The 10,356-nt window shown below is 65.1% G+C and carries 11 protein-coding genes and 1 pseudogene; 6 read left to right on the top strand and 6 right to left on the bottom strand.

The window, feature by feature from the left end; genetic code table 11:
* From ABIS05_RS20180 to ABIS05_RS20165, 5 genes and pseudogenes are all read right to left on the bottom strand, one after another.
* Positions 1-2,898: response regulator (locus ABIS05_RS20180; RefSeq protein ID WP_348009238.1), on the bottom strand; the 2,898-nt coding region annotated here is incomplete at its 3' end.
* A gap of 31 nt (positions 2,899-2,929) precedes the next feature.
* Positions 2,930-3,799: an ABC transporter substrate-binding protein gene (locus tag ABIS05_RS20175; RefSeq protein ID WP_348009237.1), complete on the bottom strand. Its 870-nt coding sequence runs from the start codon at positions 3,797-3,799 to the stop codon at positions 2,930-2,932.
* 496 nt (positions 3,800-4,295) lie between these two features.
* A complete protein-coding gene (locus ABIS05_RS20170) occupies positions 4,296-4,862 on the bottom strand; it encodes a DMT family transporter (protein ID WP_407074810.1) in 567 nt (188 codons plus the stop codon).
* Positions 4,863-4,968: 106 nt separating this feature from the next.
* Positions 4,969-5,202 (bottom strand): annotated as a pseudogene (locus tag ABIS05_RS28270) (hypothetical protein); the annotation flags it as partial.
* On the bottom strand, positions 5,202-5,831 hold the full coding sequence (locus ABIS05_RS20165) for a LysE family transporter (protein WP_348009235.1): 630 nt from the start codon (positions 5,829-5,831) through the stop codon (positions 5,202-5,204). The gene ABIS05_RS20165 and the pseudogene ABIS05_RS28270, both read right to left, overlap by 1 nt.
* 73 nt (positions 5,832-5,904) lie before the next feature.
* Between ABIS05_RS20165 and radA the strand changes: the two genes are divergently transcribed.
* From radA to ABIS05_RS20135, 6 genes are all read left to right on the top strand, one after another.
* Positions 5,905-7,269: a DNA repair protein RadA gene (radA, locus tag ABIS05_RS20160; protein ID WP_348009234.1), complete on the top strand. Its 1,365-nt coding sequence runs from the start codon at positions 5,905-5,907 to the stop codon at positions 7,267-7,269.
* Positions 7,270-7,606: 337 nt separating this feature from the next.
* The gene (locus tag ABIS05_RS20155) at positions 7,607-8,038 is read left to right on the top strand and encodes a hypothetical protein (protein WP_348009233.1); all 432 of its coding nucleotides are present in this window, start codon (positions 7,607-7,609) and stop codon (positions 8,036-8,038) included.
* A gap of 22 nt (positions 8,039-8,060) precedes the next feature.
* Positions 8,061-8,408, top strand: a complete 348-nt coding sequence (locus tag ABIS05_RS20150; protein WP_348009232.1) for an antibiotic biosynthesis monooxygenase — start codon at positions 8,061-8,063, stop codon at positions 8,406-8,408.
* Positions 8,405-8,791 (top strand): hypothetical protein, encoded by a 387-nt coding sequence (locus ABIS05_RS20145; protein ID WP_348009231.1) that lies wholly within the window; start codon positions 8,405-8,407, stop codon positions 8,789-8,791. The genes ABIS05_RS20150 and ABIS05_RS20145 overlap by 4 nt, the downstream gene beginning before the upstream one ends.
* Positions 8,792-8,827: 36 nt before the next feature.
* Positions 8,828-9,772, top strand: coding sequence for a branched-chain amino acid transaminase (locus ABIS05_RS20140; RefSeq protein WP_348009230.1), 945 nt, complete (start codon positions 8,828-8,830; stop codon positions 9,770-9,772).
* A gap of 19 nt (positions 9,773-9,791) precedes the next feature.
* Positions 9,792-10,010, top strand: a complete 219-nt coding sequence (locus ABIS05_RS20135) for a zinc-finger domain-containing protein (RefSeq protein WP_348009229.1) — start codon at positions 9,792-9,794, stop codon at positions 10,008-10,010.
* A gap of 43 nt (positions 10,011-10,053) precedes the next feature.
* Here the strand turns inward: ABIS05_RS20135 and ABIS05_RS20130 are convergent.
* Positions 10,054-10,356, bottom strand: a 303-nt coding sequence (locus ABIS05_RS20130; protein ID WP_348009228.1) for an anti-sigma factor domain-containing protein, incomplete at its 5' end; no start/stop codon positions are given.

Raw genomic sequence — 10,356 nt, 5'->3', positions numbered from 1 at the left:
CAGCGCCCAGGCCAGTTCGCCATCGGCTGCGGTGACCACGTCGCATTCGTCTTGCAGCAGCTCGGTGATGTAGGCCAGCATCTCCTGGGTGTCGTCGACCACCATCACGCAGGGCCGGGCGCTGCGCTGCGCGGTCGGCTGGTTGGCTTTGGCGGGCGCCGGCGGCGGGCTCTTGTCATCGTCGAGCTGCAAGCGCTGCAGCGCGGCGATTGCGGGCTCGAGCTCCACCGTGACAGCCGCGAACCGCGCATCCATGTCGTTCGCTCCCGCCTGCTCCGAACAGGCATGTTCGAGTGCGGCCGCCGCTTCGGACAAGGCTGTCGCACCCAGGATGGCGGCGACGCTCTTCAGGTCGTGCGCAAGGCGCACCGCGGCCTCGGTGTCGGCGGCGGCGCGCGCGGCCGCAAAGTGCGCTCCAAAGCCCGCCTCACGCTCGACGAACATGCGCACCAGCCGCTGGTACAGCGGCTCGTTGCCGCCCAGGTCGGCCAGCGCCGCGCCGGTGTCCAGTCCCGGTGACTCTGGGGGCTTATCCGGTGACCGGCGAATCCAGCGCGCCACGGTCGCGTACAAGTGGTCGACCTTGATCGGCTTGGCGATGTGGTCGTTCATGCCAGCGGCCAGCGCCTTCTCGCGGTCGCCAACCATCGCGTTGGCCGTCATCGCGACCACCGGCAGCTCGCGCCACTGCGGCTGCTGGCGCAACGCCCGCGTGGCGGCATAGCCGTCCATCACCGGCATCTGGCAGTCCATCAGAACGAGGTCGAATGGCTCGCGCTCGAGCCAGTCCAGCGCCTCCTGGCCGTTGTCGGCCGTGCGCAACACGACCCCGACGCGGCCCAGCAGGTCACGCGCCAGCTCCTGGTTGATCGGGTTGTCTTCAACCAGCAGGATGCGAGCCCCGGCCAGGCTGCCGCGGTGGTTGTTGAGCGCTTCGTCGCGCCGCTCGGTGCGCAGCGCTTGTTGCCCTGGCAAGCGCAGCGCCCCGAGGCAGCTGTCGAGCAGCGTTGAGGGGGTCACCGGCTTGGTCAGCGTCGCGGCGGCGTCGAGTTGCGCTGCGGCCAGGCGGCGCACCACTTCGTCGCGGCTGAACGCGGTCAGCATCAGTACCGTCGGTGGCGGGTGCCGCAGGTTCATCCGGCTCAGGTGCTCCATGCACTCGACGCCGTCCAGCTGCGGCATCTTCCAGTCCAACAGCAGCAGCTCATAAGGCTTGTCCTGCGCATCGACCTGCTCGATCGCCTGCAGTGCCGCCTGGCCGTCTGCCACCGCCGACGGCACCAAGCCCAGGCTGCTCGCCATCTGAACCAGCAACTCGCGCGCGACCTCGTTGTCGTCGGCGATCAGCGTGCGCATGCCACGCAAGCGCTCGGCGCGGTCGGGTTCGTTCCGCACGACCGTCTGATCGACCAGCCCGAAGCGGGCCGTGAAATGAAAGCGGCTGCCGCGGTCGGGCGCGCTGTCCAGGCCGATCTGGCCGCCCATCATGCGCGCCAGATGGCTGCTGATCACCAGTCCGAGCCCGGTGCCACCGTACCGCCGGCTGGTCGTGGTGTCGGCCTGCGAAAAGGGCTGGAACAGCCGCTGCTGCTGTTCGGGCGTGATGCCGACGCCGGAGTCGCGCACCTCGAAGCGCAGCAGCACCGTCGTGCCATCGCGCTCGACCTCCTCGACCTTGACGACGATTTCGCCCTGCTCAGTGAACTTGACCGCGTTGTTGCCCAGGTTGAGCAGCACCTGCCCGAGCCGCATCGGGTCGCCCTCGAGCGCCGTTGGCAGCTCCGGCGGGAGCGCGAAGACGAGCTCGATACCCTTCTCGTCGGCCTTCATGCCGACCTGCGTGGCCAGGTCGTCGAGCACGTTACCCAGATTGAAGGGGACGTGCTCGATGTCGAGGTGCCCGGCCTCGATCTTGGAGAAGTCGAGTATGTCGTTAATGATGCCCAGCAGCGACTCGGCCGCGCGGTGCACCTTCTGCACGTAATTGCGCTGCTGCGCATTGAGCCCGCTTTGCAGCGCCAGGTGCGACATGCCCAGGATTGCGTTCATCGGCGTGCGGATCTCGTGGCTCATGTTGGCCAAGAACTCGCTCTTGGCCAGATTGGCCACCTCGGCCTGTTCCTTGGCCACTATTAATTCAGAAGTCCTTTTCTTAACCTGCTCCTCAAGGTGATCGCGATGTTTCCGTAATTCCTCCATCTGTATTCTTATAGTTTCTCCCATTCGCGCAAGAGTTTTTCCGAACGCCTGAAACTCAAAATAGGGGAGCTCTGGCATCGGCGCATCGTAGGCTCCGGCAGCGTAGGGCCTCACCATACTCTCCAGGACGTCCAAAGGCTTCTTTAGAAAAATCCTCAGAAAATAGTACATGAGGACTACAAGAGAGATTGAAATAACCAGCAAAATCGTTGCGAATATGGCCAACTGATTACGTCGCGCCTCTTTCTCGTATTGTCTCGTCAGAGCTATTTCTATTTCCGCCAGAAACTCGCCTTCGTGATATATCTTGCCCGTCCTCCTGATCACATCCGAATCGTGCTTCTTCTCAACGGGAGAAGCAACAGATCCGGCAGACTCCTTGATCACGAACTCCACAACGAGATCGTTTTGAAGGAAAGTTCTACGAATAGTTTCGATCATGTCGGCGTCGGAATTCCAGAGCGGCAACTCGAGAGCCCTGACAAGATAGTCTCTGTATTCGTCGGCCTTCCTCGTCAAAATAGCTTCTTGCTCAGTGACGGTGCCGATATAGATGACCGAAAACGTGCCGACGGAGACCAGGACCACTGCAGCAATCAACCCCACAACCAAACGCTTGATTATGGAGAGAGGCTTAGCCTCTTTTCCGGCGGCTGACTTTTCACCCAGCTTGTCGTCGGCGGCTTTTAAGCGGGTCATGTCCGAATTTTTCTAAAATAAATGCGGCGATTCATTTTAGGCCGTACTTCCCCCATATTTTATTGAAGATGCCAGCATCTTCCATCTCCGTCAGGAGCTTGTTGATTTCAGTGACATCGGGTTTTATGCCCTTGCGAACCAGGATCGTGTACTGATTTGCCGCATCCAAAATATCAGACACGAGAATCTGTTCATGTAGTTCAGGACGCTTATACAGAGCAATCTGCAAATACTCTTTGGTCACAACCGAAACGTCAGCGCGCCCCTTCACTGCCGCGTCGATAAGACCTTCCTGGGAATTTATCAGGTGGGCATTGAAATTCTTCGCCAAAAATTCGGGGTCGGCATTGTAATTCGCAAATCCGTAATGGTAGCCAAGAATACCCCAGATCGTTTTTCCCTTGAGGTCAGCAAAATATCGCTGATCTTTGTCTTTCGCCGCCCGCGAAATGTAGACGGCGCCGCCTCGCATGATAACTTTCGATGCCTCGATATCTTTTCCCTGCCAGCCCCAGCCAATACTCTCAAAAAATATCAAGTCATACTTTTTCTCGTCAAAATGACTAAAGCGACGCTTGGACGAAGTATGGACGGATTTGAAAATGTACTTTTTCTGAAATGCATTCATGGCGGCAATCAGATCGTGCGTCAAACTCGTGCTTCCTTCAGTTGCGTCTGAAAATGGCGGGAAGTCATATTCGCCCACGGTGACGACTTGCTGCGCATGTGCCATAGCGGGATGAAGCACGACGGCACAACAAACGAACCAGATTCGAAGTTTTTCTTTCATGAGATTGCTCCTCTCGTGCCTGCCAACCCCGCTGGCGCGGGGGCCTTGTTCGGTGCCCTGCGGGCCCGGTGCGCCAGGGTCGCGTACAAATTGGTCGCCATGGGTCGCCATGGGTCGGCTTGGCGACGTGGTCGTTCATGCCAGCGGCCTGCGCCTGCTCGCGGTCGCCAACCATCGCGTTGGCCGTCCCCACGGCATCTGCCAGTTCCTTGGCGGCAGCGTCAATGCCCGCTTTGACCGCGTCGTAGTACGCGATACCCACCAGCTTTGGAATGATCACGGTGCGGTAAAGGGGCTGCGCCTGGACGGGCGGCGGCGCCGGTGCAAATAGCAAGATCGCACCCCAAGCAAACGCACAAAGCAACTTGATCACTGATCGCTCCACTCGGATGGCAACCGTGCCCAGAAGCGCCCCTCGCCTCTTGTGCAGACGCCTTGGCGCCGACTCCTCGCCCATGAACGTGGACCGGAAAGCGCCGTGGATCGATAGTGTGCCTATACGCAGGCTTGTCAAGAAATCGCCGGACTTGCCGCGCTCGTTTCGCCGCGTGAACCGGGAAAAGCGCACTTGGACAGGCTGCGCGCGAGGGACTTGTTCAGCGTTGCCCTAAGCCTGCGGTCGCGTCGCCACAAACAGGCTGACCAGGCACAGCGCCATGCCGCCCACGGCCAGCGGCGTGGCCTGCCAGCCTTCAAGCACCGCCGACACGATCAGCGCGATGACGGGCACCATGACGCCCACCAGCGCCGCCTGCGCCGCGCCCTTGCGCTCGGCCAGCTTGTAGTACAGCGTGAAGGCGATGACCGAGCCGAAGGCGGCCAGGTAGAACAGGCTGCCGACATAGGTCCAGGCGCTGTCGAAGGACAGCCCGCGCCCGGTCGCCAGCGATAGGCCGAGCAGGAACAGCGCGCCATAGCCCATGCTCCAGGCCAGCACCGGCACCAGCGGCAGGCCGCGGCGCTGCAGGGAGAGCGTGAAGAAGCCGCCCACGCAGGCCGTCACGACCGCGAAGAAGCTCAGGCCCAGGCCCAGCGCCGCGTTGGGCCGAGCGCCGGTGGCGGCCAGCTCGGGCCAGAAGATCAAGGCCACGCCCAGCACCGCGCCGCTGCTCGCGACCAGGAAGCGCCGGCTGACCGGCTGGCGCCACAGCAGCCAGGCGGCGATCGCGTTCATGAACACCAGCAGGCAGAAAAGCACCGCCACCAGGCCACTGGGCACGTAGCGCTCGGCTTCGTAGAGAGTAGTTGCCCGCGTACTGGATGACGCCGGTGGCCAGCGCATAGCCGTGGGCATAGCGCGGCAGCTTCAGCGATGTGCCCTGCCAGCGCGCCAGCGCGGCCAGCAGCACGGCCGCCAGCGCAAAGCGCCAGCCCACCGACGTCAGCACCGGCACGGGCGAAGCGAGCTGATAGAGGATGACGTGCCAGGTGCTGGCCCAGATCAGCACCGGGGCCAGGAAGAGGAGCCAGGTGGGCAGGCGGCCGCCGCTATTTCCCGACGTCGGACCCGCCATCAGGCAGCGCGCTTGAAGCTCGCCAGCAGCAGGCCGGCCGCGACGAAGAGCGTGCCGAACCCGCGGTTCATCAGCTTGATGTGGCTCTCGCTCTTCAACGCCGCCAGCACGCGCGCGGCCAGCGCCGTGTAGCCGGCCATGACGACCATGTCGGTGAAGGCCAGCGTGCCGCCGATGACGAGGTATTGCGGGCCCAGCGGCGCATGCAGGTCGAGGAACTGCGGCACCACGGCGAGCAGGAAGACGGTGCCCTTGGGGTTGACCGCGTTGATGCCCCAGCCGCGCAGCACGAGCTGGCGGCGCGTGGCCTGGATGGCGCCGTCATCGGCCGCCACCAACGGCCTGGCCGGCGCGCGCCACTGCTGCACGCCGAGGTAGATCAGGTAGGCCACGCCGGCCCACTTCACCAGCGCAAAGCCCAGCGACGACGCCGCGATCAGCGCGCCCAGGCCGGCGCTGACGAGCACCACCTGGGTCAGGATGCCCAGGATGAGGCCGAAGGTCATGAAGTAGCCGCGCTTGAAGCCATGCGACAAGCCGGCGCTCATCGCCGCCAAGGCGCCCGCGCCGGGGGACAGGCTGATGGCCCAGGACGCCGCGAAAAAGGCCAACCACACCGAGAAGTCCATGAGCGGTTCCGTTAGGAAATGACAGGCGGCGCAGTTTCCCATGCGCTTGCAAGACCCCATCGACAATGCGCCGATGGCCACGAGCAAAAGCATCTACACCTGCACCGAGTGCGGTGGCACCAACGGCAAATGGCTGGGCAAATGCCCACATTGCGGCGCCTGGAACACGCTGACCGAGAGCGCCGCCGAACCCGCCGGCGGCGTCAAGAACCGCTACCAGTCGCTGGCACGCAGCCAGCCGGTGGCCACACTCAGCGAAATCGAGGCCAGCGACTTTGAGCGCACGCCCACGGGCCAGGAGGAACTGGACCGCGTGCTCGGCGGCGGCATCGTCGCCGGCGGCGTGGTGCTGATCGGCGGCGACCCGGGCATCGGCAAGTCGACGTTGCTGCTGCAGGCGGTGGAGTCGCTGAGCCAGACCGTCAAGGTGCTGTACGTGACGGGCGAGGAAAGCGGCGCCCAGGTGGCGATGCGCTCGCGACGGTTGGGCCTCTCGGGCACCAAGGTGCGCGTGCTGGCCGAGATCAGCCTGGAGCGCATCCTGGCCACCATCGAGGTCGAGGAGCCGGACTTCTGCGTCATCGACTCCATCCAGACGATGTATTCCGAGCAGTTGTCGTCAGCGCCCGGCTCGGTCGCCCAGGTGCGCGAATGCGCGGCGCAGCTGACGCGCACCGCCAAGTCGCGCGGCTGCGCGATGGTGCTGGTGGGCCACGTCACGAAGGAAGGCGCGCTGGCCGGCCCGCGTGTGCTGGAGCACATCGTCGACACGGTGCTGTATTTCGAGGGCGACACGCACAGCAGCTTCCGCCTCGTGCGCGCCATCAAGAACCGCTTCGGCGCCGTCAACGAGATCGGCGTGTTCGCGATGACGGAGAAGGGCCTGAAGGGCGTGGCCAACCCGAGCGCGATCTTTTTGTCCACGCACAGCGAGCCGGTGCCGGGCAGCTGCGTGCTGGTCACGCTGGAAGGCACGCGGCCGCTGCTGGTGGAGCTGCAGGCGCTGGTGGACAGCGGCGGCGTCAGCCCGCGGCGCCTCTCCGTCGGCCTGGACCGCGACCGGCTGGCCATGCTGCTGGCCGTGTTGCACCGCCACGCTGGCGTGGCCACGGGCGACCAGGACGTGTTCGTCAACGCGGTGGGCGGCGTACGCATCACCGAGCCGGCGGCCGACCTGGCCGTGCTGCTGGCTATCCAGAGCAGCCTGCGCGGCAAGGCCTTGCCGCGCGGCTTCATCGCCTTCGGCGAGGTGGGCCTGGCCGGCGAAGTGCGCCCCGCGCCGCGCGGCCAGGAGCGGCTGAAGGAAGCGGCCAAGCTGGGCTTCAGCGTGGCGGTGGTGCCCAAGGCCAACGCGCCCAAGAAGCCCATCGAGGGGCTGACCATCCACGCCGTCGAGCGCGTGGAGCAGGCAATCGAGGTGCTGCGCGGCCTGATCTGAACCGTCCGGGATTGCCTTGGGTCAACGCCCTTCAAAGACTGGGGCCTGTGCCCGCAGAGGCAATGGGCCGCGAAGACCCGCCGCAAGGGGGAAATCAAGGCGCACCGCGCCGCCCGCACTCATGTGCGGGCAAGTGGTGCAACGCCGAGTACCCCCTTGCGGCGGGTCTTCCCGAAGGGCTTCTACTAAAAGGCTCGCATGCGGCGTTGCAAAGCCTTGTCGGGTACGCAACCCGACTGCGTTTTGCGCCTTGCCTGCGAGCCTTTTGGTAGAAACGCGGCCTATTGCCTCTGCGGGCACAGGCCCTAGGATCGCGCTTCCACCGGAGGAACCTTTCATGTCCGATCCCGCCAATCTCAGGCAGCACGCCCGCACCGATTTCCTGGCCGCCCAGCACGATGCCGACTCCCTGCCCGGCTGGGTCTTCAAGCCCGTGCAGTTCAGCCAGGGGCCGGCCGGCCTGGTGCTGAACATGAGCGATGGCGGCCTGCAGGTGCTGACCAGCGCCACCGAACCGCTGACCGAGACGAAGTACGAGGTCGTGCTGCTGCTGGGCCGGGCCGACATGGACTCCGACGACGAGCAGGTGTCGTGGTTCAACGGCGTCGTGGAGCGCAAGTGGTCGCGGCCCGTGCCGCGCATGGGCATCCTGCACGGCATGTGTTTCACCGCACGCAACTCCACGGCCGAGCAATTCCTCGCCGGCCACCAGCAGGCGCTGGAGTCGGGCCAATGGGTGCGCTGCGTGCTCTTGAAGGTCGCCGGCTGAGGTCGTGGCAGGATGCGCGCCCATGAGTGCGCTGCCTGAACCGCCCTACTACGCCGTCATCTTCACCAGCCAGCGCACGGCCGTCGACGGCGGCTATGGCGACATGGCCGATCACATGGCGGCCCTCGCCGCCGAGCAGCCGGGCTACCTGGGCGTGGAAAGCACGCGCGGCGAGGACGGCCTGGGCATCACGGTTTCCTACTGGCGCAGCACCGACGACATCGCCGCCTGGCGCCGCAATGCCGAGCACAAGGTGGCGCGTGACACGGGCCGCAGCGACTGGTACGCCCACTACACACTGCGCATCGCCAAGGTCGAGCGGGCCTATGCCTGGCAGCGCGCGGACGGCAGCCTGGACCCACAGGCATGAACCCGTGGATCGGTGTCGGGCTGGCTCTTGCGGCGCTGATCCTTGGCGGCCTGCTGCTTGGCTGGCAGGGCGCCATCTTCGCGACGACGGGCATCGTCTTCTGGCTGCTGCTGCAGATCTCGCGGCTGATGCGCGTCATGAAGACGGCCGGCGCCGCGCCACTGGGCTCGGTTGCCAATGCGGTGATGTTGAACAGCAAACTGCACGTCGGCATGAAACTCGTCGACCTGATCGGCGTGGCCGGCAGCCTGGGGCGAAAGCAGGCGCCCGAGACCTTCATGTGGCGCGACGCCGGTGGCGACGCCGTTGAAGTGGTGCTCAAGAAAGGCAAGCTCGCCGAGTGGCGGCTGATACGGGCGGACGAAGCTCCAGGCTCTTCGTAAAATCGCCGTTTTTCTTCCCTGCACCTGGAGTACCCGATGGTTCCCGCCCCCCTGCACGACCGCGACGGCAAGATCTGGATGGACGGCGAACTCGTCGACTGGCGCGACGCCAAGATCCACGTGCTGAGCCACACGCTGCACTACGGCTGCGGCGCCTTCGAGGGCGTGCGCGCCTACGACACGGTCAACGGCACGGCCATCTTCCGGCTGCAGGAGCACACCACCCGCCTATTCAACAGCGGCAAGATCCTGCGCATGAAGATCCCCTTCACGCCCGAGCAGGTCAACGAGGCCCAGCGCGAGGTCGTTCGCGTCAACGGCCTGAAGAGCGCCTACATCCGGCCGCTGATCTGGATCGGCTCCGAGAAGCTGGGCGTCAGCCCCAAGGGCAACCAGGTGCACCTGATGGTGGCCGCGTGGAGCTGGGGCGCCTACCTGGGTGAAGACGGCATGAAGCGCGGCATCCGCGTCAAGACCAGCTCCTACACGCGCCACCACGTCAACATCACGATGACGCAGGCCAAGACGGTGTCCAACTACACCAACTCCATCCTGGCCAACATGGAAGCCACCGACGACGGCTACGACGAGGCGCTGCTGCTGGACGCCTCGGGCTTCGTCTCCGAAGGCGCGGGCGAAAACCTGTTCGTCATCAAGGGCGGCGTCGTCTACACGCCCGACCTGTCGGCCGGCGCGCTCAACGGCATCACCCGCAACACCATTTTCTCGATCTGCCAGGACCTGGGGCTGAAGTTGGTCGAGAAGCGCATCACCCGCGACGAGGTCTACATCTGCGACGAAGCCTTCTTCACCGGCACCGCGGCGGAAGTGACACCGATCCGCGAACTCGACCGGATCGAGCTCGGCAGCGGCGAGTTTGCCGGGCGCCGCGGCCCGATCACCGAGAAAATCCAGGCCGCGTTCTTCGACATCGTCCACGGCCGCAACCCGAAGTACGCCGAATGGCTGACACGGGTGTGAGCGCGACGACAATCGGCGCATGAACGCCAGCCCGAACAGCCCGCCTGCTGCCGTCGACGTCGACACCGGCGACCTGCATGGCCCCGGCGTCGTGTTCTGCCCGAATCCGAAAATGCCGCTGTGGAGCAACCACCCGCGCGTCTTCCTCGAAGTCGGCACGACGGGCCAAGGCAAGTGCCCGTACTGCGGAACCGTCTATCGATTGGCGGGCGGTGCGCGTGCAACGGGCGGCCACTGATGCCTGCGCCACCCGCCCGCGCCGAAGCGCGGCCGTGTCGAAGCTACAACTGCAGCTTGCCGGCGTAGACCACGGGTCCGGTCGGCACACCGGTCGGTGAACCACCGGGCGGCTCGACGCTGACCGCCAACGCGGCCGTGCCCCCCGTCAGCAGCGAGGCCGGCAGCCGCTGGCGAGCGATCACGGTGCTGCCATCGGCGGCGATCAGGCCGAGCGATCGTGGCGCGCCGCCGGCTTCGGGCGGCACCGACCACAATTCGAGCACGCGCCCCGTCTGCACGCTGACCGGCAGCAGCGGCCGCGCCACCAGCGCCCTGCCGTCGGCGCTGACGCTGGCGACGAAGCT

Source organism: Roseateles sp., from assembly GCF_039929605.1.
In the GTDB taxonomy this organism is placed as follows: Bacteria; Pseudomonadota; Gammaproteobacteria; order Burkholderiales; family Burkholderiaceae_C; genus Pelomonas.
The sequence above is the reverse complement of the archived record's forward strand: the minus strand, read 5'-3'. Positions and strand labels throughout refer to the sequence as shown.

Excerpts from the sequence above, each read along its gene's own strand:
- ABIS05_RS20175 (WP_348009237.1), bottom strand. The coding sequence starts at position 3,799 with ATGGCGACCCATGGCGACCAATTTGTACGCGACCCTGGCGCACCGGGC.
- ABIS05_RS20170 (WP_407074810.1), bottom strand. The coding sequence starts at position 4,862 with ATGAACGCGATCGCCGCCTGGCTGCTGTGGCGCCAGCCGGTCAGCCGG.
- ABIS05_RS20165 (WP_348009235.1), bottom strand. The coding sequence starts at position 5,831 with ATGGACTTCTCGGTGTGGTTGGCCTTTTTCGCGGCGTCCTGGGCCATC.
- radA (WP_348009234.1), top strand. The coding sequence starts at position 5,905 with ATGGCCACGAGCAAAAGCATCTACACCTGCACCGAGTGCGGTGGCACC.
- ABIS05_RS20155 (WP_348009233.1), top strand. The coding sequence starts at position 7,607 with ATGTCCGATCCCGCCAATCTCAGGCAGCACGCCCGCACCGATTTCCTG.
- ABIS05_RS20150 (WP_348009232.1), top strand. The coding sequence starts at position 8,061 with ATGAGTGCGCTGCCTGAACCGCCCTACTACGCCGTCATCTTCACCAGC.
- ABIS05_RS20145 (WP_348009231.1), top strand. The coding sequence starts at position 8,405 with ATGAACCCGTGGATCGGTGTCGGGCTGGCTCTTGCGGCGCTGATCCTT.
- ABIS05_RS20140 (WP_348009230.1), top strand. The coding sequence starts at position 8,828 with ATGGTTCCCGCCCCCCTGCACGACCGCGACGGCAAGATCTGGATGGAC.
- ABIS05_RS20135 (WP_348009229.1), top strand. The coding sequence starts at position 9,792 with ATGAACGCCAGCCCGAACAGCCCGCCTGCTGCCGTCGACGTCGACACC.